Origin of the sequence: Bifidobacterium sp. SO4 (assembly GCF_018555355.1) — a bacterium.
Taxonomy (GTDB): Bacteria; Actinomycetota; Actinomycetes; order Actinomycetales; family Bifidobacteriaceae; genus Bifidobacterium; species Bifidobacterium miconisargentati.
In genome coordinates, this window is sequence record NZ_JAFEJP010000016.1 from 31,085 (window position 1) to 57,972 (window position 26,888).

Genomic DNA, 26,888 nt, shown 5'->3' on the forward strand with positions numbered 1-26,888 from the left:
TTCCTGTCCGATTCGTGGACACCCTCGACCGCGACGCGGCAAATTCCGGCAAAGCGCAAAAAACAAGGCTCCGTCAAACCGACATCGGCCGAAGGGAGCGCTACTTCCCCTGAATCACCCCATACCCGTCATGCATGAACGGCGCGAAGTTGTCCTTACGCGGGCCGCCGGGCAGATGACGAATCGACCGATCCGTGCCCAGCTTCTTCTCGGCCCTGAGCTGCGGCACCTCGGTCAGGTCGTATGGCGTGGTCTGATACACCCAGTTCAGCCAGTTGCGCCACAGCAGGTTGCCATGCGCGCGCCAGCTGAACAGCGGTTCCAGGGACGGGTCGTCGTGCGGGAAATAGTTCTGCGGGAACGGCACGTTGGTCATGCCCTTCTTCATGTCGCGCTCATATTCTTCCGCGAGCGTGTACTTGCCGTACTCCCAATGCCCTAGGGCGAACACCTCGGAGAAGTCGCGCGTGGCCACCAGACCGGGGCCGGACTGAGGACCCCAGGTCAGCACCTGAAGTTCCTGCTTCTTCAGGGCCAGATCGGCCTCGTTCACGCCGGCGAGGCGGGAATGCGGCTGGAGCGCGATCTCGTCGAAGCCATTGGTCAGGAAGCAGTATTCGTCCTGCAGGTACTGGGGGAAGACGCCGAAGATCTTCTGCGGGTAGTCCACCTTGCGCACACCGTAACGGTAATAGAGTGCACCCATGGCACCCCAGCACAGATACATGGTGGAGAACACGTGGGTGGAGGCCCAGTCAAGGATGGTCTTGAACTCCTCCCAGTAGTCCACCTCCTCGAACGGCATGTGCTCCACGGGGGCGCCGGTCACCACGAAGCCGTCGTAGTAGTTGTCGCGGAAGGCGTCGAGCGTTTCGTAGAACTTGACCAGATGATCGGCGGAGACGTGCGTGGCCTCGTGGGTGGAGGTCTTCATGAAGTCCACTTCCACCTGCAACGGGCTCTTCGAAATGAGACGCAGCAGCTGGGTCTCGGTCTCGATCTTCTTGGGCATGAGATTCAGGATCACCAGTTTGAGCGGGCGGACGCGCTGACGCTCCGCCTCGGGCTTCTCAAGCGCGAAGATACGCTCCGAGTCGAGGATGTCACGGGCCGGCAGGCCACTGGGGATCTTGATAGGCATGCTCCCATTATGTCCTTCCGCCGGATATGTCGCATGCAGGTTCACCCGAAGCCGGCCCGATGCGCCATAGATTCCGTTTATGGCGCGTTATTCGAGAGGTCGGCCGCATTCGCCGGGGCGAGCGGCGTCCCACCCAATCCCTCGCCTAATCCCCCGCCCCTCACATAATCCCCGCCTACGAACCTCGAGCCCTTACGTCCCGACCACCTTGTCCTTTCGTATGAGATCCGGACGCCCCACACGCCTCGCCCCGCCCACGCACCCTGCACACGCCACACTTCCTCCGTACTTTCGCGCGAAAGTACGTCTCACCCAAGACTCGCGCATTTGAGCGTCCGAATATCCCCTGCGCCCCGCCACTCTCGCGCCCGCGTTCCGTAAATATAAAAAACGCGACACGCCGAAGACACACCACACATTGACTTTTTCCGACGCATCAGTAAAGTAGATAAAGCTGTCGAAAAGACAAGCCGACGCGGGGTGGAGCAGCTCGGTAGCTCGCTGGGCTCATAACCCAGAGGTCCATGGTTCAAATCCATGCCCCGCTACCAACAAAAGGTTGGAATCCAATCGGATTCCAACCTTTTTCCGTTTCCGACTGCCTCAGGCTTCGCTCGTAGAGTCCACCCGCCGACGGTCACGACGAAGCCGCTCTGCTATCCACGTATTCACCACGGCATTACGGCTAATCGCCAATTCACTCGCCTCTTTGTCCAGCTCACTCACCATCCACGCCGGCATAGTGAAGGTAACGCGCTTCTCCAATGGCGGATGGTGTTCTACGACTGCGTGATCCATGTCAAAGTAGTCGAGGACATCTTCCCCATTGTCAAACATCTCATCCAACTGTTCACCGGCAATCGCGCCTTTGCCGGACTCATTCACTTTGCTCATAGAAGTCCTCCTCGTTCTTCCGCGAACGCCGAACCGAGATAATTCGAATTCTCTTGCCGCGCCTCGTAGTGATAGCCGTCCAATGCTTGTCCCCGATCATGCCGAAAACCAAATACCGAACATCATCATTGCCTGGATTGGCCGCAACGACAGTAACGGTTTTCGCATCATCCCACAGCTGCTGCGCAGTATCGAAATCGATTCCGTGCTTAGCTAGGTTGCGTCTGCTCTTATCTGGGTCATACTCGAATTCCATCGAATATCCTTGTCTACAGTATACGTCAAATTACCGTCTAAACAACATCACATAGACATCAGAAACACATCTATGTATTTCTGATGCGGGACAACGCTCTAGTACAACCGTTATTCGCCCATCGTCCCGCACCGCTCCCGCCGCCGCGAGCTGTCCAAAACAGGAAAATGGCTTATTTCCAACGTTTTGAAGCCAGGCCTCGCGGGCACAACAACCTGTGAAAACGTTCGACTCATGCGCTGTCCAGCACTCTCACGGGACAACACGCAAAATGGCTGGTTTTTCACGCATCGTCCCACACTCCATCCACATGCCGATAGACGGAACTCCACATATCGGACATCCATCTATGCAGTTGCAGAAGCACCATAGAACAACACGGATAGTCATTGAAAAGGCCAGACATTCACAAGGAATTACCTGGCCTTTCGTTTCAACACATCAGAACCGCTTACAAGCTCCGTCGCTTAATCGCGGCAAGCATCATAATGCCCACCGAAAGCACCGAAACCCCAATCCCCGACAACAACAAAACCGCAGATCCCGTCTTACCAAGCTGCTTTGAAGTGGTTGTCACTTCTGGCTGTTTAAGCTCCTCTTCAGGCTCTGGCTCTTCCCGAAGTTCCAGCTCTAGCTCGGTTGCATACGTACGCTCTTGGGCGTCATCATATCGGCTGGAGACCAGCGCTGCCCGATCGTCACCATCGAACGACCATACAAAGACATACCATCCGCTTCGCTCCGCAGTTATAGTAATGGCCTTTCCTTCAGCATCTTTTTGCCCAGCACCTACTTTGTAAGTGCCGTTCTCTGCCGGTACATTCCATTGAGCGACCAACTTATGATTGGCGTCTTCTTTGTCCGGCACCTTCTCGGTAGAAGGTTCATATGCATCATGATTGGAAGAATCATCAGCATCTCCGGACCACCAAACACTTACTTGGGCATACGGTAGATCTGCGTCGAATTCATATTTCTCGTTTCCTGCAAACGAACCATGCTTTTCCGGAAATCCCGACACGGTAATTGTGTCACTTAAATCCGAACCAATTTCTACAAGTTGCTCCGTAACTTGCGAAGAGACTTCAATTGAACGACGGGTTAGATTCGTCTCTGACGGTTCAAGGAAGCTGCTCGTCCAATCACCTTCCATATATTTTTTCACATTATCATCCTGGACGGCACGCTCAAAGGCCCAAACCCAAGTACCAAAATCGCTATTCTGCTTCGCCAAATATTCTTTCTCCCCGTCAATCTCGGTCACAGCTCGCACCTGAATAGTCTGCTCCGGATGTTCAAAGGAGGCTCTACCGTACGCAACTGGCTTGTGTCCATCCGAAGCAAGTCTTTCCAAGAATTCCGCCGTAGTCTCATACTCCATTGGAGTTATGGTCTTACCTAAATCATCGGCATCAATGCCATCAAAGTAATATCCAGAAGCCAATACCTTCATTCCGGTATCCCATTGACCGGATTCGAGCTTGCTAGTCACCTCATCAGATACGGAATCTCCCTTTTCAATGATTTTATCCGTTACTCGCGTTGAAACCGATGGCTGAAAAATAGACCGGCCAACTTCGAACGTAGCCGAAACCCCATCCTGCGTAATCGAATTGGCCAAAGCCACCATATCTTGAGCACTATCAGCCTCAATCAGTTGCTCACAATCATAAGAAACCTCTGCCGTTACTTCGCCTTCCCCGTCAGATTCCCACGACAAGGATTCAGCTGTCTCTTCAGAGATACCAGAGAATGTATTATCTCCATTCCCGACAAAATGAGCAGGCCCCTTCAACGTTACTGTGTACTTCACCCCGGCAATCGGGTTGCCTAAAGAATCCATCACGGCAACCTCGACCGCACCCGAATGAGGCGATTCCGTTTCTGTTCGAATAACTTGAGCTTTCGCCGGCACCTTATCAGCCGATTCATTCCAAAGTTTTTCTGCTAAATCAATAACATTAGGATGCTGTTCTTTGAGCGCCGCCCTGTGCCCATTCCATGCATCTTCCATCTTTCCAAAGTTATCTTGAACTATAACGGAAATTGCTGCATGCGTTTCAGCATCTACATCATGATATTTTGAAAGAATCCAAGCCATACGTCGAGCTTCTACAGTGTTCTGAACAAATGTCGTTGAACCAATAGCTCGATCTGTCATCTTTCCGGCTTCGATACAGTAATAATGCCGCCCTTGATTATCCGTTCCGACCAATCCTTGATAAAACCACTTATCGTCGTACTTAAATTTGATTCGAGTTTCTTCAGTAGAAGGAGTGAGAGTGATTTCCTCATCCGCATAAGCGGAAACAGCTGCCACAATCCCAAGCATCAGGGTTAGGGCTAGGAGCATTGTTAGTGCGGCCATGCTCTTGCGCCGCCATTGTGTTGCCATCTCTCGGATCCTTTCCGTAAGGGCCGCGCGCTTCCTTACGTGCGGCTAGGTCGAGCATGGCAGTTTCGCACACACAATCCCAACATTTCCAACCGATGTGGCCCCGGCTCCCCAACAGCCGGGAAGTTGTGGATAACCGGCCGGCAAAGTTATCCACATCACACTGTTTATCGAACGTTTACACGAAAGTTATCCACAATGCACAAGAAATACCACGAAATGCACGTACCCCCTTAGAATGGGCAGTATGGCAGTACAACAAAGCGCAGAGCGCAATACAAGTAGTAACCCAGACTCCAAGGCCTCGAAGTCAAAGGCGACTTCTGCCGCCAAGAAGACCACGACCCGCCGCAAACGGGTTGACCCCGAAACCCGCCGCATGAACCAGGCCCTCAACGGGCTGGTGGGCGAAGCCCCCGCTCCCGTCATCGATGCCAGCGAGCCCGGCCAGTTCGGCCGCATCAACGTCATGGACATCACTCCCGCCGAGGAACGCGGCATCTATCCGGCCCGCGTGGAGATCGGCGAACCCTTCAAGGTGACCGCCCAGGTCTTCATCGAAGGCCGCACCAAGGTGGGCGCCACCGCCGTTGTGCGCAATCCGCGCGGCAAGGAGACCCTGCGCCTCCCGATGACCTGCACGAACCCCGGCCTGGACCGTTGGGAGGTCACGCTCAAGTGCGGCGAACACAGCGATCTCAAGCCGTGGGACGAAGGCTACGCTGCCGTCAAGCGCCAGCTGGGCATCTGGACCGTGACCGTCGAGGGCTGGGAGGACACGTACACCTCTTGGCTGCACGACGCCACCATCAAGGTGAAGGTCAAGGACGATGTGGAGAACGCGCTGGATTCCGGCGCCGAGCTGCTCGCCCGCTGGGCCCTGACCAAGGACGCAGGCCTGTCCGCCAAAGACCGCAAGGTGATTGAGCAGGCCGCCGAGACCATGGCGAACAAGGAGCTCGCGCCTGAGGATCGTCTGGCCGCGGCCACCGACCCGGCCGTCAAGGCCCTGCACGAGACCCATCCGCTGCGCGACGGCCTCTCCCCCAGCCAGCCGCAGCGCTTCAAAGTGGAGCGCCCGAAGTCCAGCTTCGCCGCCTGGTACCAGTTCTTCCCGCGCTCCGAAGGCGCCACCGTGGACCCGGAGACCGGCAAGATCACGCAGGGCACTCTGAAGACCTCCATCGCAGGCCTGGAACGCGCCAAGGCCGAAGGCTTCGACATCGTCTACCTGCCGCCGATCTTCCCCATCGGCGTGACCAACCGCAAGGGCCGCAACAATTCGCTGATCGCCGGCCCGAACGATCCGGGCTCCCCGTTCGGCATCGGCTCCGAGCTCGGCGGCCACGACACCGTCGATCCGCTGCTGGGCACCATGGACGACTTCAAGGCCCTGTGCCAGCGCGCCCATGAGCTCGGTCTGGAGATCGCGCTCGACTTCGCGCTGCAGTGCTCGCCCGACCACCCGTGGGTCAAGCAGCACCCGAACTGGTTCCGCCACAAGCCGGACGGCACCATCGCCTTCGCCGAGAACCCGCCGAAGAAGTACCAGGACATCTACCCGATCGACTTCAACGCGGACATGCCCGGCATCGAGAAGGAAGTGGAGCGCGTCCTCAACCTCTGGATCGAGGCTGGCGTGACCATCTTCCGCATCGACAACCCGCACACCAAGCCGGTCCGCTTCTGGCAGGACGTGATCGCCGCGGTGACCAAGAAGCATCCGGAGATCCTGTTCCTGGCCGAGGCGTTCACCCGTCCGGGCATGATGCGCGCGCTGAGCTATGTGGGCTTCACACAGTCCCACTGCTACTTCCCGTGGCGCAACACCAAGGAGGAGCTGGCCGAGTACCTGCCGATCACCAACGGCGACGACGGCTACTACCAGCACAACACCTTCTGGCCCACCACGCCGGACATCCTCACCGCCTACGTGCGCGACAACGGCATCGCCGGCCACTGCGTACGCGCGGTGCTGGCCGCCATGGGCTCTCCGAGCTGGGGCATCTACAACGGCTTCGAGCTCATCGAGAACAAGCAGCGTCCGGGCTTCGAAGAGCAGATCGACAACGAGAAGTACGAGGTCAAGGTCCGCGACTGGTCCAAGGCCGAGAAGTACGGCGTGGCCAAGATGCTCACCACGCTCAACAAGATCCGCCGCGAGCACCCGGCCGCGCTGAGCTACCACAACCTCACCGTGCTGCCCACCTCCGACCCGAACATCCTGGCGTTCGCCCGCCACACGCCGGCCGAACTGACCGGCACAGGCCAGGCGGACACGCTGATCGTGGTGGTGAACCTGGACGGCCACAACGCGCACCAGTCCACCGTGCACATCGAGCTTGACGAGCTGGGCCTGCCCACCGACCGCCCGCTCAACGTGCGCGACGAGCTGACCGGCCGCGAGTTCCAGTGGGGCTGGGACAACTACGTCTCGCTCGCCCCGTGGGCCGACGTGGCGCACATCCTGTCCGTGCAGTGATCGCGCAGGACTGTGCAGCGATCGACTGATCAGTCCATAGGAAAGCGGGAGTCGGAGATGTCCGGTTCCCGCTTTTCCGTTCTCGGACCGCGACGCAGCGTGACTGCGCGCCGCCCGAGGTAGTAGTGTGTGTAACGAATAGTTTGCCGATTCCCTAAGGAGAAAACAATGGCAGAAACCTTCAACGTCGTGGTCGAGATCCCGCGCGGTTCCAAGAACAAGTACGAAGTCGACCAGGAGACCGGCCGCGTCTTCCTGGACCGCGAGCTGTTCACCGCCATGGGCTACCCGGATGACTACGGCTACATCGAGGGCACCCTGGGCGAGGACGGCGATCCGCTGGACGCCCTAGTGATGGTCAACAACTCCGTGTTCCCGGGCTGCGTCATCGAGTGCCGCGCTGTGGGTCTGTACCACATGGAGGACGAAGAGGGCGGCGACGACAAGGTGCTGTGTGTGCCGGCCGATGTCCGTTACGACGGCATCAAGGACGTCAAGGACGTCAATGAGTACCACCTCGCCGAGATCAAGCACTTCTTCGAGCAGTACAAGGCCCTGGAGCCCGGCAAGGAAGTCAAGCCCGGCGATTACTGGACCGGTGCGGACGTCGCCGAGAAGGAAATCGTCGAAGCGCGTGAGCGTCTCGCGAACAGCGCGAAGTGATTTCCGACAGGACAGTCCGGTGGACTGTCCGCGGCGACGTGCGAAGACGCGGCAGCGGCTGAGCCAACATTGAGCCAGCCGAAGGCTGTCCGTAATCGCGGGACCGTTGCAGAGAAGGAGATTGTCGAGGCTCGTCAGCGTCTCGCCGATTCCCAGAAGTGACGCTCTGACGTTCTGACTTCATGGCTTCCCTCACACGAGGGAAGCCATATTTGTTTGGTCCTTTCGTGTATAATGCCTTCTTGTCTTTTCAACTAGGCGTAGGCAGCGTGTGGGAACGCTGGTCGAGGCCCATCGCGCGGATGCCCGGCGATGAACCTTCTTCATATTCATGATTTCGATCATCATTCAAACCTTGTTGATTTCCGTTTCCGTGGCTATGGATGCGTTTGCCGTTTCCATCGGAAAGGGACTGACCGTCACGCGGGTCCGCGTGCAGGATGCCATCAAAACCGCGCTCTGGTTCGGCGGATTCCAGGCGCTGTTCCCGATTCTTGGCTATTTCGCAGCCTCGACGTTCAGCTCATACGTCACCGCGTTCGATCATTGGATCATCTTCGGCTTGCTCGTGTTCATCGGCGGCAACATGGTGCACGAGGCGTTCGAGGAGGACGAGGAGAACGCCAAGGAAACCGCCCAGTTCGACTGGAAGCACATGCTCCCGCTGGCCGTGGCATGCAGCATCGACGCCTTCGCCGTGGGCGTGAGCCTGGCGTTCATGAAGACCAACATCATCTTCGCCGTGACCACGATCGGTGTGATCACCGGCCTGTTCTCCGCCGCGGGCCTCTACATCGGCCGCGTGTTCGGCTCCCGCTGGCAGAAGCCTGCGCAGATCGCGGGCGGCGTGGTGCTGATCCTCATCGGCCTCAAGGTGCTGCTGGAGCATCTCGGCATCCTAGCGCTGTAGCCGCTGCTGCAATCACTGCGCAATCGAAGCCAGGCAAGCACCAGTTCCCGAAAGCGCAAGCCCGTATGCAAAAGCCCGCAATCGTCCGCTTTCCTGCGCACGACGTAGGATATTATGAGACGTTTTCCTACCGAGAGGCTTCAACATGAGCGAAATCACCCAGCCGAATTGGAAGAACAAGGCTTTGGGCATGTTGCTGACCCAGTTCACGGCCTATGTGCTGCTCATCGCCGCCACGGCCATCCCCACCCGCGGCATGTTCCCGGCCATTCCGCTGATCATCGCGGCGCTGGTGCTGGGCGAGTTCGTGCTGTTCTGGCCGTTCCACGGCTCCACGCTGGATCGTGCGGTCACCATCGCGTTCGGCGTGGCCTCGCTGATCTTCGTGGCGGTGCCGTTCCCGTCCGGCGACGTCCCGCCCGAGCAGATCGCCAAAAGCGGCGAGGCCTACCCGTGGTATTCATGGGCGCTGGCCGCCGGCCTGCTGCTGGTGGTACTGGTGATCTTCTCCTTCGGCCGCCAAATGGCCCGCGAGAACCGTTCGCACCTCATCCGTTCGCTCTCCCATGCCGTGACCTCCGGCGTGGCCGCCATCGCGGTGGCCGGCTGGTGCTTCCTGCCGGCGCTGGGTTCCATGCTGCTCAAGGGCACCACCGCCGGTACCGTGACCGTCATCGTGCTGGTGATTCTGGCGCTCGCCCTGGCCGTCGCATCCACGCTGTGGGTGCGTGACGCCGACCCGGATCCGGCGATCCGTCACCCGTGGATCGGCACCGGTCTGCTGCCGGTGATGCTGATGGGCGTGACCATCGCCGCCGCGACGCTGATCCTGTCCCGTCTGGGAGCCTGAAGCCGGCTCTGCCCCCGGAATCATTCGATAATCATTCCAATACCTGGCACCGTGCCCCGTCTGTGAGTCGCCTCGCAGACGGGGCACGTTCATATTCCGCATACGTAACATCCATGTGTCCCGCACACGCGCGTACAATAATGTCAACGTGACGGCAGCGGCGTGACAACGTTCGACTCACGGACCTTGCATCGATAAGAATCGCGGTCCTGCCGCGAAATCAAGTAAGAGGGGGAATTAGCGTGACGGATCTTACGTTGATGACATTCGCCAGCGATCCCGCCACCGTACTGCCGTCCCTCGCCCTGCTCTCCCATCGTGTGCGCGTGCTGCCCATGGATGCGGCAAGCCTGGTGAAGATGCCGGAGAACACCATTCTGTTCCTGGACGCCCGCGACGATCTGGCCACCGCCAAGACGCTGTGCCGTCTCATCCACGCCTCCGGCCTGTCCACACCGATCGTGCTGGTGCTCACCGAAGGCGGCTTCACCGTGGTCAACTCCCAGTGGGGCATCGCGGACGTGGTGGTGACCACCGCCTCCCCCGCCGAGGTCGAAGGCCGCCTGCGCCTCGTCTCCGAGCGCGGCAATGCGCCCGCGACCAGCTCGCCGTCCGGCGCTTCCACCGAACCCGGCACCACCGTGGAGGACGGGCAGATCCGCTCCGGCGATCTCATCGTGGACACCAATGGATACACCGCCTCCCTGCACGGCCGCCCCATCGACCTGGCGTACAAGGAATTCGAACTGCTCAAGTACCTGGTCCAGCACCCCGGTCGCGTGTTCACGCGCGCCCAGCTGCTGCAGGAGGTGTGGGGCTACGACTACTATGGCGGCACCCGCACCGTGGACGTGCACATCCGTCGTCTGCGCGCCAAGCTCGGCGGCGAATACGAGCATCTCATCGGCACCGTGCGTAACGTGGGCTACCGTTTCGACCCGCCCGAGAACGACCGTGGCGAGGCCGCGGCCAAGCAGGCCGCACAGTCGGCCATCCGCAGTGACGCAGTCGATCCTGATGCCGACGGCGGCGCTCCGGCGCTCAACACCGCCGCCTGATTCCGAGCCGATTCGAGGCAAACCCCATGCGCGAGACCAAAACCGCGCGAATCGAGCGGATGCATCATGAATACGCCATCCTGTGTCAGGTGATTCCCGCTCCCGAGTGCGCACTGCATTTCTCCACGCCGCTGCAACTGCTCATCGCCACCGTGCTGAGCGCCCAGACCACGGACAAGCGCGTGAACACCGTGACCCCGGAACTATTCGCCACGTTCCCCACCGCCGCCGCGCTGGCCGCCGCCAACCCCGCCCAAGTGGAGGACATCATCCATCCGTTGGGCTTCTACCGCTCCAAAACCCAGCATCTCATCGGCCTTGCCACCGCCCTGGACGAACGGTTCGGCGGCAAGGTGCCACATACGATGGACGAGCTGACCAGTCTGCCGGGCGTGGGCCGCAAAACCGCGAACGTGGTGCTTGGCAACGCCTTCGGCATCCCCGGCTTCCCGGTGGATACGCATGTGATGCGCGTGACCGGCCGTCTGCGCTGGCGTTCGGACTGGCGCATCGCGAAGTCCGATCCGGTCAAGGTCGAAAAGGAGATCACCGCCTGCTTCCCACCCGAGGAATGGACGGATCTGTCCCATCGACTCATCCTGTTCGGCCGGGCCATCTGCCATGCCCGCACGCCGGACTGCGAGCACTGCCCGCTCGCCGATTCCTGTCCCAGCTTCGAGCCGGCGAAGGCGTAAGACCAAGGGCTGGTCACACGGCATCGCTGAAACCTCTCAGTGAAGGAGGAGGGCCAGTACTTGGCTCGTTCCCTTTGCTAAATCCGGTTTTCGCGACGGCATGCGTCCAAGCACTGGCCTTCTGCCATCACTGAGCCGCTTAGCGACGGCAAACCGCCAGTCACCGGTTAGAGAACGTCGCAAAAAGAACCGTCAGTGAAGTCAGATAGCCAACGCATGGCATGCAACCTACGCCCGCACCGTCTCCCCATCGCTCGCCACCGCTAGACTGGGCTCCATGCGAAGCAGACGGGACAATGCGTGGGTTCAGTGGGGCGTCTTTCTGGGGGTGGCCGCACTGCTCAGCGTGCTCGTCTGGGCCGGCTGGTCGGTCATCAATCATCGTTCGATGATTCCGTTCGGCGATGCGGGCACCGAAGATGCCACGACCGTAAAAGTTGGCGTGACGGATATGCCGGAATCGCTGGATATCCGACCGTCCGCATCATCGGAAGCAAGCGAAGCCGCCGCCGATCCGACCGCAATCGACACCGTCTCCCCCGCTGAACGACTGCTCATCGGCAACGTGTACGAAACGCTTGTCACCGTGGACCAGCAGAACCGGCTTCAGCCGGGACTCGCCACGAAATGGACCGTGGCGAATGACGGCCTGACCTACACCCTCACCATCGCCAAAAACGTCACGTTCTCCAATGGGCACACGTTGGACGCGGCGGATGTGGTGTGGTCGTTGCAGCAGGCGGTCAATGGTCAGGCCGCGAGCCAGACCACGAATCAGTCCGCCGGTAATTCCATCAGCAACAGCGATACGAACAGTCTCGGCAGCCTCGCCTCGGTGACCAATCCGGACGCCACGACCGTCGTCATCACCCTGAACCAGCCGAATCCCACACTGTTGCGAACGTTGTCCGGCAAGCTCGGCGTCGTATTCGACGCGGAAGCGGACGGCACCGATTACGCCGCGAAGGCCGTGGGTTCCGGACCGTTCATCGTGCGCGGCTTCCGTTCCGGCCAATCACTCACCCTCGCACGCAATGACGAGTATCACGGCACCAAGGCGGCGAGCGCCGCCGTGACCGTGACCAAATACGACAGTGACGCCGCGCTGGTGAAGGCCCTGCAGAACGGCGATATCGAACTGGCCCAAAATCTCGGCGCGGATGCGGCGGCGTCGCTGCAGAGCGAGTCCGCGAAGGCAAGCACAACGAACGGCATCACCGTGACCAAAGGCGCCACCACGAGCAAGGTGATGCTGGCGTACAATCACGGCACCGATTCGCTGCTCTCGGACGAACAGGCGCGCAAGGCGTTCCGCTACCAGATCGACGCGGCCGGCATCACGGGCTCACAGGCGGACAGCGATGGAGCGTTGGGCGGACCTATCAGCCCGCTCGAATCGGGCTATGAGGATCTGACCGGGCTGTTCCCCTATGACACGGCCCAAGCGCAGTCGATGTTCGGGTATTTCGGCGACCAGTACCTGACGACGGTAAATCTGGTGGTCACCGAGCGTTGGCGAACGTTGGCGGAGACCATCAAGCAGCAGATCGAACAGGGACCGCGGCCGAGCGTGAACCTTGAAGTGCTTTCCGACGCCGATTACGCGGCGCGTATCCAGACCGGCACGTGGGAGATGACGCTGATGAGCATGGACGGCACGGACGACGCCGGCCTGTTCGTGGACGGGAACGGACCGTTCCACTATGACCGCGCGGAGGCGCAGCAAGCGTATGCATCGGCGCGGGCGGCCACGAACGATGCGGACTATGCGGAGCGGATGAAAACATATGCGCGGCTGCTCAGCGAGGATGCGGCCGCCGACTGGCTGTACACACGGGCCTGTTTCACGGCCGCGCGAAGCGGCGTGAGCGGGTACCCGACCGCACTGACGGATCAGCGACTGCCGCTGGCGAACGTACGCATCGGCTGAAATCCCGAGGAGCGTGGCAGGCCCACCCGGATTCCGCAGCTCCCGGCACTGGACGTCAAGCCCCAATGCACCGCCCACGGGGTCACCGGCAAAAGGGCCGGAAAAGGCCGCCTTGTCATGCAACACGCATAGACTTTGGCCTTATGACTGAAGGCAATTCCATCATCAACGCCAGCCTCACCCCACTGCCCGACAAGGTCGGCGTGGACGGTCTTGAGGATAAGTGGCGCGCCGTTTGGGATGAGAACGGCACCTACAAATTCCAGAACACCCGCGACCGCAAGGCCGTGTACTCCATCGACACCCCGCCGCCCACCGTCTCCGGTTCGCTGCACGTGGGCCACGTGTTCTCCTACACGCACACCGATGTGATCGCGCGTTACAAGCGCATGCGCGGCTTCGACGTGTTCTACCCGATGGGCTGGGACGACAACGGCCTGCCCACCGAGCGCCGTGTGCAGAACTACTACGGCGTGCGCGTGGACGTCTCCCTGCCGTACGACCCGGACTTCAAGCCGCCGTTCGAGGGCACCGACGGCAAGAAGATCGACGCCAAGGACCAGGTCCCGATCTCCCGCAAGAACTTCATCGAGCTGTGCGAGAAGCTGACCGCCCAGGACGAGAAGCTGTTCGAGGCGCTGTGGCGCAAGCTGGGCCTGTCCATCGACTGGTCCCAGACCTACCACACCATCGGCGAGCACCCGCAGCGCGTGGCCCAGAAGGCCTTCCTGCGCAACCTCGCCCGCGGCGAGGCCTACCAGCAGGACGCCCCGGGCCTGTGGGACGTGACCTTCCAGACCGCCGTGGCCCAGGCCGAGCTTGAGAGCCGCGAGTACCCGGGCTTCTACCACAAGGTGGCCTTCCGCTTCGAGGACGGCACCCCGATCTACATCGAGACCACCCGCCCGGAGCTGCTGGCTGCCTGCACCTCGCTGATCGCCAACCCGGACGACGACCGCTACAAGAAGTACTTCGGCCAGGAGGTCTACTCCCCGCTGTTCAAGGTCAAGGTGCCGATTCTGGCCCACCCGGCCGCCGAGATGGACAAGGGCGCCGGCATCGCCATGTGCTGCACGTTCGGTGACGTGACCGATGTGCAGTGGTGGCGCGATCTCAAGCTGCCCACCCGCCCGATCATTCAGCGCAACGGCCGCATCGTGATGGATACCCCGGACTGGATCACCGATCCGGCCGGCCGCGAGATCTTCGCGGAGACCGCCGGCAAGACCACGTTCTCCGCCCGCAAGGTGATCGTGGACAAGCTGCGCGAGTCCGGCGATCTGGACGGCGAGCCGACGCCGACCAAGCGTATGACGAACTTCTACGAGAAGGGCGACAAGCCGCTCGAGATCGTCACCTCCCGCCAGTGGTACCTGAAGAACGGCGGCACGGACGCCAAGCTGAACGCCGAGCTCATCGAGCGCGGCAAGGAGCTGAACTTCCACCCCGACTTCATGCGCGTGCGTTACGAGAACTGGGTCCACGGCCTCAACGGCGACTGGCTCATCTCCCGCCAGCGCTTCTTCGGCGTGCCGTTCCCGCTGTGGTACCCGGTCAAGGCCGATGGCGAGCCGGATTACGATCACCCGATCACCCCGAGCGAGGACATCCTGCCGATCGACCCGACCATCGACGTGCCGACCGGTTACACCGAGGACCAGCGCGACGTGCCCGGTGGCTTCACCGCCGAAAAGGACATCATGGATACGTGGGCGACCTCCTCGCTCACCCCGCAGATCGTGACCCACTGGGCCGAGCCGGACGAGGCCTCCAAGGCCCTGTTCAACGCCACGTTCCCGATGGATCTGCGCCCGCAGGGCCAGGACATCATCCGTACCTGGCTGTTCTCCACCGTGGACCGCGCGCACCTTGAGAACAAGTGCCTGCCGTGGGCCCACGCCACGCTGTCCGGTTGGATCCTCGATCCGGACCACAAGAAGATGTCGAAGTCCAAGGGCAACGTGGTGGTGCCGAACGAGCCGATCGAGAAGTTCGGCGCGGATGCCGTGCGCTACTGGGCCGCCGCCGCCCGTCTGGGTCTGGATGCCACGTACGACATCGGCCAGATGAAGATCGGCCGTCGACTGGCCATCAAGCTGCTGAATGCCACCAAGTTCGCACTGGCCATCGGCCGCGAGGACGAGAACCATCATGTGGGTGCCGCGGCCGAGGCCGTGTGGAACCCGGCCGATGTGACCGAGCCGCTGGATCGCGCCGCCATGGCCAAGCTGGCCCATGTAATCCGCCAGGCCACCGACGCGCTGGAAGCCTACGAGCACTCCAAGGCGCTGGAGGCCATCGAGTCCTACTTCTGGCAGTTCTGCGACGACTACATCGAGCTGGTCAAGAACCGCGCCTACGGCACCCCGGATGAGAAGGGCGTGGCCCCGTCCGAGAAGGCCGTCCGTTCCGCCCGCACCGCACTGGGCCTGGGCCTGGACGCCTTCGCCCGCCTGCTGGCCCCGTACCTGCCGTACGCCACCGAAGAGGTGTGGAGCTGGATGCACGCCGGTTCCGGTTCGGTGCATCGCGCCGCCTGGCCGACCCCGGAGCCGTACGCCGCGGCTGCCGCCGGTGTTTCGCCGGAGACGCTGGCTTGGGCCGGCAAGGCCGTGGAGCAGCTGCGTAAGATCAAGTCCGAGGCCAAGGTCTCCATGAAGACGCCGATTCTCTCCGTTGCGCTGACCGCCGCGCAGGACGGTGTGGACGCGATTCGCGCCGCGCTGACCGATATCGCGCAGGCCGGCCGTGTGGTGGGCAAGTTCGATCTCGTGGCCAAGCACGCTGAGGAGGAGTCCGCCGAGGACGCCGCCGAAGCCGCTGCCACTGAGGCAGCCGAGGTTGCCGTCGAGTCCAGCGAGCTCGGCGAACCGCCCGTCAAGAAGGCGAAGTAAGCCCTGCCCTTGGCTCCCCTCTCTAAGGACATTGCCGTGAAGCAAACAGCAGAGCTGTTTGTAGGCAATGTGCGAGACGACAGTCGAGCCAGCAAAATGCGAACGAAGTTCGTCCCTAATTGCAGATGAGCTGTCACCGTAGGTGACTGAGGGGAGTACCTAATGGGGGAAGCCCCGACCGTTACTGGTCGGGGCTTCCTCCATATCGTTTTCATACCATATATTCATATTTCCGTGTAATTGCAGACACCGCAATCTCACGCCAACCACGGCCTGTACCGATTCCCCGGCGATGAAGGTATCTCCTTACAGATCAGACGGTAGGGATAACCAAGAGGTAGCGGGGATCGCCGGTGTTGGCTTGGGGCACGGACGAGCCGAGTTGGGTGATGGCTTGGGCAATGAGTGTGCCGGCGTCGCCGAGTTCCACGGTCTCGCCGATGAGCGTGCTCATGTCATGCGTGAGCAACGTACCGCCCCTGTCGAAGCCGAACAGGACAGGCGCGGCATCGGTGTCGTCCGCGGCATCGCCGGACTTACCCGATTTGCCGGATGCTGACGAGGCACTGTCACCGGAGCCGCCGGAACCGGACGTATTGGATTGCGACTGACCAGACTGACCAGACTGACCGGCATCGACGTTGCCGGACGCACCGGAGTCACCGGACGACTTTCCGCCGCCCAACGCGGAGGTGAGACCATTGGCGTAACTCATCACGTCGCCGGCGGACATGGACATCGTATCGTCCACGAGCGAGGCGTTGGCGTCCTGCGATTGCTGTTGTTTGGCGGCCTCGGCCTGCTTCAGTGCGGCCTGGGCCTTGCGTTTGGCGTCGGCGGCCTTGGTGCGGCCGTAGAACGACTGCGACTGCGGATCCACCAGTCCGGCGAGCGCACGAGATTCGCTGATGGTTTCGGCCTGACTGGTTTCGGTGTTCTTGCTCACGCCATTCTTGGACGTCTTCGCCGCATCCGAAGCCGTAGTGGCTCCAGTATTGCCGGAATCACTGTCCGCGCTGCCATCCTGCGTGGCGTCCGCATTGTCCCCGCCCTCGAACTGATCGGAGAAGCGCAGCACGATCTGCTTCAGCGCCTGGGATTTGCCGGTGTGCTCGCAGGCCGCAGCAAGCGTGCTCATGGCGGCGTCCACCTTGGATTGCGCGTCCTTCAGATCGTCGCTGTCGTTCGTCTCGGCGATGGCCTGCTGTGCGTAGGCAGAGGCGCCGAAGGACGTGCCGCCGGTCAGCGCGGACAGGTTGGCGGTGTAGACGTCCGTGTATTTCATCGAATACGGGATCATCGCGGCGGAAAGCTGGCTCTGCCCCTCGGAGTACTGCTTGAATCCCTTGGTGGCCTCCCCGGCAGCCTCGGAGGTCAGATCGTCAATAAGACCGGTGGTGCCCTGCTGCTGGATGCGGCGGATCACCTCGTCCAGCGCATCCACGGCACCCGCGTGCATGTGTGCGGCGCTCACGTTGTTCACCGCGTTGGCCAGGTCGATCACGGCCTGTGCGAGCGGCGTATCGCCGGACAGTTCGCCGGCGGTTCCCATCAGCGCGGGCAGCTGTGTGGACGTGCCGATGGAACCGGACAGGTGATTGGTGTACGAGCCCACGTACGCGGCCATGTAGCCTTCGAACGTCTGCTTGTGGGCGGCTTTGCGCTCGGCCACCACGGACTGGTCCAGCTTGCGCTCGTTGTCCCGCAGGGCCTTGAGCTGATCCACGAGCTGCTGGTGCTCGCCCGAGCCGGCGTCGGTCAGGGAGTCGACCAGCGCGGCTGCGGTCGTGGTGAGTTGTGCGGCATCGGAACCTGAGACCGACGCGGCGTTGCCGGATTCACCGGCCGCCTCAGACAGCGAGGCGAGCGCCACGGTACTCATCGTGAAGTCCTTGGCGTTCATATAGCAGCTGAAACTCAGGCCGGAACCGGCTTTACCGGCCGCCGCGACGACGGTGTCCGAACCTTGCGTGGCGAGTAAAACGCCTTTATCCACGGAGATGTCGTCGGAGACCTGGGTGGGCACGGTGAACGCGACGACGGGAACACTGTCGTCAGCCTCGTCAGTGGCGGGCTTGACATCGATGTATATGCCGACGAGACCGGATGCGCCGCTCACGGTTGCGGCGTCCACGTTCGGACCATCGAGCGAGTAGGTGACCGTGATCTTCCACGGGGAGGCCGGGGCGGTATCGGAGTCGGCGGGAATGCGCGTGACGGCGGAAGCGGTGTCAGAATCGGCGTCGGACGCGACCGTCCCGTTTGCAGAACCGGTCACATACCAGCGTACGGGCGCGCCCCCGTCATCCAGCACGGCGTATCGGTCGGCGGCGGAGGCCAGAAGAGGCCCGTAGTCCACGTCGGCCGGACGGCTGAGCCATGCACCACCGGTGGCGGCCGTCACGCACAGGGCGCAGCTGACCAAGGCGGCGGCAAGCTTCATACCATCAATCCCATCGATACGGCCGGTCAACATGCATCAGGCGGCGCACTCGCGCGCGACTCACGGACCGGGGCGGATAACCAACTCCGTATCAATCTAGTCGAGGCACGCCCCAGCGAAAATTAGGCGAACACGTCCAGAACGCCCGGATCACCGCCGGCATCGGCGATGCGCTGGTGACGCTTCTTGGCTTCGGTCACCACGAATTCGCGGTATTTCTCCGCGATTTCCGGGTCAAGGCCGGCATCGACGGCGATGCGATGGAGGCGCTCGATCTGGTAGTCCTCACGCTTGGTGTCCTCCGGGGCGAATCCGGCGTTGGCCTTCAGCACGCCCACCTGGGACGTGGTCTTGAACCGCTCGGCGAGCAGTGAAATGACCGCGGAATCGATGTTGTCGATGGATTGACGAAGCGCTTTGATCTGCGCCACCGCCTTCGCGGTCTCCGGGTGGGCCGCCGCTTGGGCGGAATCGATGGTCGTCCTCTGCCAGTCACTGCTCGTTTCGCTCATAGATTCGAGGATACTCCAGTCTTGGGAAGCCGTCGATGCTCCATCGTGTATTAAAAAGGTTCCCCTCACCGCTAGCGAGGGGAACCAAGGAATCGAAATCAGTTGCCGTTCACGGCGTTGCCGTTGTTGGCCTGCTGCACGATGGCGGCCAGGAAGTCGCGGTTGGTGGCGGTCTTCTTGAGGCGCGGCACCAGCGTCTGGTAGGCCTGCTCCGGCTCCATGCCGCCGAGCAGTCGGCGCAGACGGTAGATGATCGGCAGTTCCTTGGGCTCGGTGATCAGCTCCTCGCGGCGGGTGCCGGAGGCGTTGATGTCGATGGCCGGGAAGAGTCGCTTGTCCGCCAGTTCACGGCTCAGGCGCAGCTCCATGTTGCCGGTGCCCTTGAACTCCTCGAAGATCACCTCGTCCATCTTGGAGCCGGTCTCCACCAGTGCGGAGGAGATGATGGTCAGCGAGCCGCCGTTCTCGATGTTGCGGGCGGCGCCGAAGAACTTCTTCGGCGGGTACAGGGCCTGGGCGTCCACACCACCGGACAGGATGCGGCCGGAAGCCGGGGCGGCGATGTTGTACGCGCGGGCCAGTCGGGTCATGGAGTCGAGCAGCACCACCACGTCCTGGCCGAGCTCCACCAGACGCTTGGCGCGCTCGATGGCGAGTTCGGCGACGGTGGTGTGGTCGGAGGCCGGACGGTCGAAGGTCGAGGAGATGACCTCGCCCTGCACGGTGCGCTCCATGTCCGTGACCTCTTCCGGACGCTCGTCCACCAGCACCACCATGAGGTGCACCTCGGGATTGTTGGTGGCGATGGCGTTGGCGATGTTCTGCAGCGTGATGGTCTTGCCGGCCTTCGGCGGGGAGACGATCAGGCCACGCTGGCCCTTGCCGATCGGGGCCACGATATCCATGATGCGGCCGGTGATCTTGTTTGGCGTGGTCTCCTGCTTCAGACGCTCCTGCGGGTACAGCGGGGTGAGCTTGGAGAACTGCGGACGGTTCAGGGCCTCTTCGACGCTCTGGCCGTTGATGGAGTCGATGGACTGCAGCGGCACGAACTTCTGGCGCTGGTTGCGGCGGTCGCCCTCGCGCGGGGCGCGGATGGAGCCGTGCACGGCGTCGCCCTTGCGCAGGCCATACTTCTTGACCTGTCCCATGGAGACATACACGTCGTTCGGGCCGGGCAGGTAGCCGGAGGTGCGCACGAAGGCGTAGGAATCCAGCACGTCCACGATGCCGGCCACCGGCACCAGATCCTCCTGCGGCTCCTCGCGGCGGTCCGCACGGTCGTTGCGATCGTTGCGGTCGGCGCGATCATTGCCGCGGTCGGTGCGATCGTCGTAACGGCGATCATCGTCGCCGGCACCCATGTTGTCGCGGTCGCGGCCACGCAGGCGACGGCCACGGCGGTCGGTGCGATCATTGTGCTCGGCGCGATCGTTACGGTCGTTGCCACGGTCACGATTGCGGCTGCGGCGCACGAAATCGCGTTCCTCGCCCTGTTCGGCGTCCTCGGACTGCTCCTGCTTCTGCGTGGGCAGGGTGGCCAGGATGTCGTCGAGGTCGCGCACGTTCTCCTCATCGCCTTCCTGACGGCGACGACGACGCGGCTGCTCGTCCTCATCGTCGCGCACGCGGCGAATCAGCGGTTCGGCGTTCTCGTCGCGGCGGTTGCGGCGACGACGGCCCTCGGCATCGCCGCCAAGGTCGAGCGTGGCGAGCAGGTCGTCGCCATCGGTGTGCTGACGGGTCTTGCGACGGCCGGATTCGGCCTGATCGTCGTTCTTGTTGCGACGGTAGGAACGGGTGTCGTCCGCGTGATCCTTGGCATCCTTGTTATCCAGCGCACGACGGGAGCGACGCGGCTCGGAGGCGGCGGCATCCAGGGACGGCAGGTCAAGCTGGGCCACGACGTCGGACACGGACTTCTCGCCCCTGCCGGACTTGGCGGGCTTTTCGGCCTTGGACGGCTTTTCGGCGGTTTCGGCCGGGGCCTGCTGCGGCTGGTCCTGTGCGGTTGCGGCGGGAGCGGCAGCAGGCTGGTCGGCGGTCGGAACGGGCTGCACGGCCGGGGCCTGGTCGGCGGTGGCCGGCTTGGTCTCCGCGGCTTCCTTGGCGGCCGGAGCGGCGGTCTTGGGCGCGCGCACCGTGACGCCGGCCGGCGGTTCACCGCCGTTGCGCGCGGCCTGCAGGGTGGCGAGAAGGTCGGGCTTGCGCATGGTCGACGTTCCGCGCAGACCCATCTGCTTGGCGAGCTCCTTGAGCTCAGGCAGCTTCATATCCTCAAGATTCTGGCTGTTTGCCACTAGTGTGCCCTTTCCATACCGAACAGGCTTGCGCCTCTGACGGCGTTAAGAGTGATTTGCGGTTGTACCGCACATAGAGGTTCGCGGCGTCTCTGTTACCTAGCGAACTTCGAATACTGTACAACGGCTCGCCGACCAACGCAAAAACAGCGCACACATAGTAAAAAAGCTCCCCTCAGCGAGGGGAGCCGGGGAGAAAACGAAAGGGAGCCCGGCTGTGATTTCCAGCGGGGCTCCCCTCAGTCTCACTTCGTTCGACAGCTCCCCTCAAAGAGGGGAGCCGAAAGAAAAGCGGTGCTTTTCCAAGAAAAGTAAATAACGTGTGCGGCAACGGCCGTTCGAAGCCGAAGGCGTACGAAGGTACGTCGAGCGCTGAGAAAAGGCCGTTGACGCTCCGTTATCTACTTTTCTTCGTGGTAGGACTTTTCGGTGTTGACCGACCACACGTTCTTCTTGGAGGTCTTGCCGGTCTTGATGTTGCCGACGGCCTCGATGGCGGTGGCCATGGAGTGGTCCATGTTGTTGTAGTGGTGCTGGCCGTTGCGGCCCACGCAGTAGAGGTTGCCGAAGGAGTCGAGGTATTCGACGAGCTCGTCCATCTGGGCGTAGGTGTCGAAGTAGGCCGGGTAGGCCTTCTTGACCTTCTCGCGGTGAGTGTCGAGCACGTCGTCCGGGCTGGAGATGACCTTCATGCGCACCATCTCGTGAATGGCGAACTTGACGCAGTCCTCCTCGCTCATGTTCCAGAAGGCGTCGCCCTCGTTGCAGAAGTACTCGAGACCGATCCAGACGGTGTTGTCCACGTCCTTGACCAGGTACGGGCTCCAGTTGTTGAACACCTGGATACGGCCCACGGTGTAGCCCGGATCCTGCACGTAGATCCAGCAGTCCGGCACGATCGGCGGGTTGCCGAGGGTGGGGATGTTGGTGGTGTTCTTCAGGCGCATGCGCTTGACCAGGAGGCCCACAGTCACGAAGTCGCGGTACGGCAGGCCGTTGGCGATGGTGGTCATGTCCGCGGGGGCGACCTTGGACTCGGGGGCCTCGGCGTCCTCACCGGCGGCGTCGATGGCGTTGACCAGGTCCTTGATAGGCATGGAGGAGATGAACTGGTCGGCGGCCAACTCGGTGCGGTTGCCCTCGGAATCCTCGTAGACCACGGAGGAGATGGAACCGTTGGACTGGCGCACCTCGATCACCTTGGCGTCGGTGATTACCTTGGCGCCGTTGGCGGCGCAGCGCTTCTCGACGGTCTCCCACAGCTGGCCCGGACCGTACTTCGGGTACCAGAACTCCTCGATGAGGGAGGTCTCCACCTCGGCGTTGGAGCGCTTCTTGGGCAGCAGCTTCTGGAAGGCGTTCTTCAGCACGCCCATCACGCTCAGGCCCTTGACGCGCTGGGCGCCCCAATCGGCGGAAATCTGGGAGGGGTGACGGCCCCACAGCTTCTCCGTGTAGCCCTCGAAGAACATGGAGTAGAGCTTGCGGCCGAAGCGGTTGATGTAGAAGTTCTCGAGATTGTCCTCAGGCAGCTTGTGGAACATGGACTTCAGGTAGCTGAAGCCGGCCTGCATGGTCATCACGAAGCCCATGGCCTTGAAGGTGGCGGGCTTCAGGGAGATCGGGTAGTCGAAGAAGCGGCCGCCGTAGAAGATGCGGGAGACGCGGTGACGCTTGAGCATCACCTCATCGGTGACCTCGGGATCCGGGCCGCCGGGTTCGAGATCATGGTGACGGCCGAGCTTCTTGTCGTCATAGCTGGGGGCGCCCTGCAGCGGCAGGACCTCCTTCCACCAGTCCATGATGCGGGTGTCCTTCGAGAAGAAGCGGTGACCGCCGATATCCATGCGGTTGCCGTTGTGCTTGACGGTGCGGGAAATGCCGCCGAATTCGCGGGTCTCCTCGAGCACGGTCACGTCGTAGTTCTCAGCGCCGCCGTCCTTGACGAACTCCCAGGCAGCGGTCAGACCGGCGGGGCCACCGCCGATAATCACCACGGATTGCTTTTCGCTCACTTGAAATCTCCTTCTAACCAAATCAGCGATAGCTTATCCCAAGCCCCGGAAGCGCACGCCGACCTTGTGCATTTCCTCAACGAATATTCATAGTCGCGACAACAAAACGGCAGAACCATCTTTCCCCCAGACCAATCGCGGTCTGCCTCCTCCAACAACGAGCTGAGGGAGCGGGATAGGTGATGCTGGACCGTAAGCTTGGCCAAACGGCCTTGAGTGTGTCCAGCGTCATCTATCCCGCTCCCTCAGCGGTCAACGACAACAATCGGTTATGAATCCGTCGTTAATGGATGTCGTCAGGGATGTCGATGTCGGTTTTCTGCACCTCTTCGACGTTGACGTCCTTGAACGTCACGATGCGGACGGACTTGACGAAACGGCTGGAACGGTACACGTCCCACACCCACGCATCGGTGAGCTGCACGTCGAAGTACACGTCCTGTCCGGCGGAGCGGACGTTGAAGTCCACCTTGTTCGCCAGATAGAAACGGCGTTCGGTCTCCACCACGTAGGTGAAGAGCTTGATGACGTCTCGGTATTCCTTATACAGTGCGAGTTCGGCGTCGGTTTCGTAGTTGTCGAGATCCTCGGCGCTCATGCTTGATTACTCACTTTCCGTGTCACGCTTGCGGCCTCGGCCCAGTGTACGCCACCATGCTTCCTTCGAGGTCTTGCGTTCGTTCTGACCGTACGGCCAGTTGCTTTCTTCGTCGGCGATCCGGTTCGCACCGGAGTCGCTCCGCTGCTCTTCCTTGGTTTCCTGCCGCTGCGGTGCCGCTGCCGCCGGCTTCGGGGCCGGGGCGCTGCCCGCATCGCCGTCCTGCGCATCGGCCGGGCTCGCGATGTTCTGCTGGATGGCGATGGAGTGCTCGCGGGCGGACAGGGCCTCCTTGACGCCCGGATTGTCCTCGATGAGGTGCATGCCGAAAGCGTCGAGCGAACGGATCGGATCGTACTCGTCCACCAGCGTATCCATGACGATGAGATCCTGGTACTTGTTGTTCTCCGCGTCCCACAGGGCGTCGCGCGAGGTGCCGGACGGCACGAAACCGAGCGACTGGTAGACGGAGATGGAGCGGCTGTTCTTCTCCGGCACGCCCACCCAGATGCGGTGCATGCCCAGTCCGGCCGGCTCGGGGGCGAAACCGTACGTCATCACACGCGGCATGGCGTCGCGCGAGTAGCCGCGGCCACGGTAGTCGCGGCCGAGCACGATTTGGATGCGTGCGGAGCGGGACCAGCCATCGATGTCGATGAGGAAGATCATGCCGATGACGTTGCCGGTCGAGGCGGCATCCACCTTGCCATCGTCGTCATGATCGGCGTCGGTCAGCACGGCCCAGGCGATGGTGCGGCGGGATTCGGGATCGCCCACGCCGGATTCGGCGGGAGCCTGACCGGCCTCCCAGGCTTGGGAGCGACGGACCCAGGTGTGCACCACGGCACGCTCGGTGGCCGCGTCCTTGCCCGTGATCTTGGAGGCGCCATAGAAGGCGTCCAGCTCATCCAAGCGGGGCAGATCCTCCACGGTGGCCGGGCGCAGATGCACCATTTCGCCGCGAATCGGAGGAATGACGATGCGTTCGGACAAATCACGCTTCAGCCGCGCATCAGTAGCCATGCTCAACACCTCGTTGGTCCCTGCCATTGGTACTCGTCCCCTGTTTCGACTCATATTGCAGTGCCGAACCTATCTTACTCGACTGGACGAAAGCTGGAAACGGGCTGAAGTGGGATGTTCGCCACATGTTTACGCCGGTGGCGCATAAGGAGAGGTATACGAGAAAGGCTCCCCTCGAGGAGGGGAGCCGTCCGGCAAAGCGAACCGGGAAAGCACGCGGACGAATCCGGCACTCCCCTCAGTCAGCTTCGCTGACAGCTCCCCTCAAAGAGGGGAGCCTAAATGAGAGACCTTAAGACAATCAGCCCTTGATCTTGGACATGACGACCTTGGTCACGGCCTTGGCGTCGGCCTGGCCGCGGGTGGCCTTCATGACGGCGCCGATGATCACGCCCATCGGCTTCATGTTGCCGCTCTTGAGCTTCTCGACCACGTCGGGGTTGGCCTCGAACGCCGCGTCCACGGCCGACTCGATGGCGCCGTTGTCCTCGACGATCTTGTAGCCGTGCTTCTTGACGACCTCGTCCGGGGTGCCCTCACCGGCGAGCACGCCGGCGACGGTCTGCTTGGCGAGCTTGTCGTTGAGCTTGCCGTCGGCGATGAGCTTCTCGACCTCGGCCACGTCCGCCGGGGTGACCGGCAGCTCCTCGAGGGAGACGCCCTTGGCGTTGGCCTCGCGGGACAGCTCGCCCAGCCACCACTTGCGGGCACCGGCGGCGGAGGCACCAGCCTTGACGGTCTCCTCGATGAGGTCGAGGGCGTCGGCGTTGAGGATGTCGCGCATCTGCAGGTCGGTCAGGCCCCACTCGGCCTTGAGACGGTTGCGGCGCTCGCGCGGCATCTCCGGCATCTGGGCCTGGATCTCGGCGATGTGCTCCTTGGTGATGTGCAGCATCACCAGATCCGGATCCGGGAAGTAGCGGTAGTCGTCCGCATCGGACTTCACGCGGCCGCCGGCGGTGGTCTGCGAGGCCTCATCCCAGTGGCGGGTCTCCTGCAGGATCTCCTTGCCCTCGTCCAGACGGGCGGCCTGACGGCGGATCTCGTACTGGATGGTCTTCTCGATGCCGCGGAAGGAGTTCACGTTCTTGGTTTCGGAACGGGTGCCGTACGGGGCGTCGGCGGACGGGCGCAGCGAGACGTTCACGTCGGCGCGCATGTTGCCCTGCTCCATGCGGGCGTGGGAGATGCCCAGCGCACGCACGATGTCGCGGATGGCGCGCATGTACGCACCGGCGATCTCCGGAGCGCGGTCGCCCGCACCCTCGATCGGCTTGGTCACGATCTCGATCAGCGGCACGCCGGCGCGGTTGTAGTCCACGAGGGAGTGGTCGGCGCCTTCGATGCGGCCGTCAGCACCACCGACGTGGGTGTTCTTGCCGGCGTCGTCCTCGATGTGCGCGCGCTCGATCGGCACGCGGAACACGGTGCCGTCCTCAAGCTCGACGTCCAGGTAGCCGTTGCCGTTGGTCGGCTTGTCGTACTGGGAGATCTGGTAGTCGCGCGGCATGTCCGGGTAGAAGTAGTTCTTGCGGGCGAACTGGCTCCACTCGGCGATCTCGCAGTGCAGGGCCAGACCCAGCTTGATCGCGTAGTCGACGGCGGTCTTGTTGACCACCGGCAGGGAACCCGGCAGACCCAGGGAGACCGGGGTCAGCTGGGTGTTCGGCTCGCCGCCGAACTCGATGTGGGCCGGGCAGAACAGCTTGGTGTTCGTGCTGAGCTCCACGTGCGTTTCCAGGCCGAAGACCACGTCATACTTCTTGGTGGCATCGGCGTACTTCATCAGTTTTTCAGCCATGATGTTTGTGTTTTCCTTCCGATGCTTC

General features: G+C 62.0%; 19 protein-coding genes and 1 tRNA gene. 9 read left to right on the top strand and 11 right to left on the bottom strand.

All coding sequences use genetic code 11. The features are described from left to right. Window positions 1-100 precede the first annotated feature (100 nt). Window positions 101-1,141 carry a homoserine O-succinyltransferase gene (metA, locus tag JS536_RS09955; protein WP_214356798.1) on the bottom strand — a complete coding sequence of 347 codons (1,041 nt, stop codon included), beginning with the start codon at window positions 1,139-1,141 and terminating at the stop codon, window positions 101-103. Between the two features lie 474 nt (window positions 1,142-1,615). Between metA and JS536_RS09960 the strand changes: the two genes are divergently transcribed. Continuing rightward, window positions 1,616-1,692: transfer RNA gene (locus JS536_RS09960), tRNA-Met, on the top strand. 52 nt (window positions 1,693-1,744) lie between these two features. Here JS536_RS09960 and JS536_RS09965 read toward each other — a convergent pair. From JS536_RS09965 to JS536_RS09975, 3 genes are all read right to left on the bottom strand, one after another. Further along, on the bottom strand, window positions 1,745-1,978 hold the full coding sequence (locus JS536_RS09965; protein WP_170115054.1) for an antitoxin: 234 nt from the start codon (window positions 1,976-1,978) through the stop codon (window positions 1,745-1,747). Window positions 1,979-2,018: 40 nt separating this feature from the next. After that, window positions 2,019-2,291: a BrnT family toxin gene (locus JS536_RS09970; RefSeq protein ID WP_214356799.1), complete on the bottom strand. Its 273-nt coding sequence runs from the start codon at window positions 2,289-2,291 to the stop codon at window positions 2,019-2,021. Between the two features lie 451 nt (window positions 2,292-2,742). Next, entirely contained in the window at window positions 2,743-4,686 is a 1,944-nt protein-coding gene (locus tag JS536_RS09975) for a cell surface protein (protein WP_214356800.1), read from the bottom strand. Window positions 4,687-4,924: 238 nt separating this feature from the next. Here JS536_RS09975 and JS536_RS09980 point away from each other — a divergent pair, with 238 nt between their 5' ends. From JS536_RS09980 to valS, 8 genes are all read left to right on the top strand, one after another. Further along, window positions 4,925-7,168: an alpha-1,4-glucan--maltose-1-phosphate maltosyltransferase gene (locus tag JS536_RS09980; protein ID WP_214356801.1), complete on the top strand. Its 2,244-nt coding sequence runs from the start codon at window positions 4,925-4,927 to the stop codon at window positions 7,166-7,168. A gap of 168 nt (window positions 7,169-7,336) precedes the next feature. Next, a complete protein-coding gene (locus tag JS536_RS09985; protein ID WP_109057823.1) occupies window positions 7,337-7,831 on the top strand; it encodes an inorganic diphosphatase in 495 nt (164 codons plus the stop codon). A gap of 331 nt (window positions 7,832-8,162) precedes the next feature. Then, complete coding sequence (locus JS536_RS09990; RefSeq protein WP_109057824.1) at window positions 8,163-8,741, top strand: manganese efflux pump MntP family protein; 579 nt, start codon at window positions 8,163-8,165, stop codon at window positions 8,739-8,741. Window positions 8,742-8,886: 145 nt separating this feature from the next. After that, the gene (locus tag JS536_RS09995; protein WP_214356802.1) at window positions 8,887-9,591 is read left to right on the top strand and encodes a hypothetical protein; all 705 of its coding nucleotides are present in this window, start codon (window positions 8,887-8,889) and stop codon (window positions 9,589-9,591) included. Window positions 9,592-9,851: 260 nt separating this feature from the next. Next, entirely contained in the window at window positions 9,852-10,649 is a 798-nt protein-coding gene (locus JS536_RS10000; protein ID WP_214356803.1) for a response regulator transcription factor, read from the top strand. A 26-nt stretch (window positions 10,650-10,675) separates the two neighbouring features. Then, window positions 10,676-11,344, top strand: a complete 669-nt coding sequence (gene nth / locus JS536_RS10005; RefSeq protein WP_214356804.1) for an endonuclease III — start codon at window positions 10,676-10,678, stop codon at window positions 11,342-11,344. 277 nt (window positions 11,345-11,621) lie between these two features. Beyond that, a complete protein-coding gene (locus JS536_RS10010; RefSeq protein ID WP_214356805.1) occupies window positions 11,622-13,274 on the top strand; it encodes an ABC transporter substrate-binding protein in 1,653 nt (550 codons plus the stop codon). A 143-nt stretch (window positions 13,275-13,417) separates the two neighbouring features. Next, window positions 13,418-16,168, top strand: a complete 2,751-nt coding sequence (gene valS, locus JS536_RS10015; protein WP_214356806.1) for a valine--tRNA ligase — start codon at window positions 13,418-13,420, stop codon at window positions 16,166-16,168. Window positions 16,169-16,481: 313 nt separating this feature from the next. On the opposite strand, the gene JS536_RS10020 is transcribed toward valS, so the two are convergent. From JS536_RS10020 to gatB, 7 genes are all read right to left on the bottom strand, one after another. Further along, window positions 16,482-18,611, bottom strand: coding sequence for a hypothetical protein (locus JS536_RS10020; RefSeq protein ID WP_214356807.1), 2,130 nt, complete (start codon window positions 18,609-18,611; stop codon window positions 16,482-16,484). A gap of 122 nt (window positions 18,612-18,733) precedes the next feature. Beyond that, complete coding sequence (locus JS536_RS10025; RefSeq protein ID WP_214305008.1) at window positions 18,734-19,123, bottom strand: chorismate mutase; 390 nt, start codon at window positions 19,121-19,123, stop codon at window positions 18,734-18,736. 98 nt (window positions 19,124-19,221) lie between these two features. After that, window positions 19,222-21,423, bottom strand: a complete 2,202-nt coding sequence (rho, locus tag JS536_RS10030; protein WP_214356808.1) for a transcription termination factor Rho — start codon at window positions 21,421-21,423, stop codon at window positions 19,222-19,224. A gap of 401 nt (window positions 21,424-21,824) precedes the next feature. Then, window positions 21,825-23,438 (bottom strand): NAD(P)-binding protein, encoded by a 1,614-nt coding sequence (locus tag JS536_RS10035; protein WP_214356809.1) that lies wholly within the window; start codon window positions 23,436-23,438, stop codon window positions 21,825-21,827. 283 nt (window positions 23,439-23,721) lie between these two features. Next, window positions 23,722-24,036 carry a DUF2469 domain-containing protein gene (locus tag JS536_RS10040; protein WP_033890645.1) on the bottom strand — a complete coding sequence of 105 codons (315 nt, stop codon included), beginning with the start codon at window positions 24,034-24,036 and terminating at the stop codon, window positions 23,722-23,724. 6 nt (window positions 24,037-24,042) lie between these two features. Then, entirely contained in the window at window positions 24,043-25,086 is a 1,044-nt protein-coding gene (locus JS536_RS10045; RefSeq protein WP_214356810.1) for a GNAT family N-acetyltransferase, read from the bottom strand. A gap of 274 nt (window positions 25,087-25,360) precedes the next feature. Then, window positions 25,361-26,860 carry an Asp-tRNA(Asn)/Glu-tRNA(Gln) amidotransferase subunit GatB gene (gene gatB / locus JS536_RS10050; RefSeq protein WP_214356811.1) on the bottom strand — a complete coding sequence of 500 codons (1,500 nt, stop codon included), beginning with the start codon at window positions 26,858-26,860 and terminating at the stop codon, window positions 25,361-25,363. Window positions 26,861-26,888: the final 28 nt, after the last annotated feature.

Bases quoted from the DNA above. Each gene is read 5' to 3' on its own strand.
- JS536_RS10010 (WP_214356805.1), top strand. From the start codon at position 11,622: ATGCGAAGCAGACGGGACAATGCGTGGGTTCAGTGGGGCGTCTTTCTG.
- JS536_RS10045 (WP_214356810.1), bottom strand. From the start codon at position 25,086: ATGGCAGGGACCAACGAGGTGTTGAGCATGGCTACTGATGCGCGGCTG.
- JS536_RS10040 (WP_033890645.1), bottom strand. From the start codon at position 24,036: ATGAGCGCCGAGGATCTCGACAACTACGAAACCGACGCCGAACTCGCA.
- JS536_RS10020 (WP_214356807.1), bottom strand. From the start codon at position 18,611: ATGAAGCTTGCCGCCGCCTTGGTCAGCTGCGCCCTGTGCGTGACGGCC.
- JS536_RS10000 (WP_214356803.1), top strand. From the start codon at position 9,852: ATGACATTCGCCAGCGATCCCGCCACCGTACTGCCGTCCCTCGCCCTG.
- valS (WP_214356806.1), top strand. From the start codon at position 13,418: ATGACTGAAGGCAATTCCATCATCAACGCCAGCCTCACCCCACTGCCC.
- JS536_RS09965 (WP_170115054.1), bottom strand. From the start codon at position 1,978: ATGTTTGACAATGGGGAAGATGTCCTCGACTACTTTGACATGGATCAC.
- JS536_RS09985 (WP_109057823.1), top strand. From the start codon at position 7,337: ATGGCAGAAACCTTCAACGTCGTGGTCGAGATCCCGCGCGGTTCCAAG.
- JS536_RS10025 (WP_214305008.1), bottom strand. From the start codon at position 19,123: ATGAGCGAAACGAGCAGTGACTGGCAGAGGACGACCATCGATTCCGCC.
- nth (WP_214356804.1), top strand. From the start codon at position 10,676: ATGCGCGAGACCAAAACCGCGCGAATCGAGCGGATGCATCATGAATAC.
- gatB (WP_214356811.1), bottom strand. From the start codon at position 26,860: ATGGCTGAAAAACTGATGAAGTACGCCGATGCCACCAAGAAGTATGAC.
- JS536_RS09980 (WP_214356801.1), top strand. From the start codon at position 4,925: ATGGGCAGTATGGCAGTACAACAAAGCGCAGAGCGCAATACAAGTAGT.
- JS536_RS09970 (WP_214356799.1), bottom strand. From the start codon at position 2,291: ATGGAATTCGAGTATGACCCAGATAAGAGCAGACGCAACCTAGCTAAG.
- metA (WP_214356798.1), bottom strand. From the start codon at position 1,141: ATGCCTATCAAGATCCCCAGTGGCCTGCCGGCCCGTGACATCCTCGAC.
- JS536_RS09975 (WP_214356800.1), bottom strand. From the start codon at position 4,686: ATGGCAACACAATGGCGGCGCAAGAGCATGGCCGCACTAACAATGCTC.
- JS536_RS09995 (WP_214356802.1), top strand. From the start codon at position 8,887: ATGAGCGAAATCACCCAGCCGAATTGGAAGAACAAGGCTTTGGGCATG.
- JS536_RS09990 (WP_109057824.1), top strand. From the start codon at position 8,163: ATGATTTCGATCATCATTCAAACCTTGTTGATTTCCGTTTCCGTGGCT.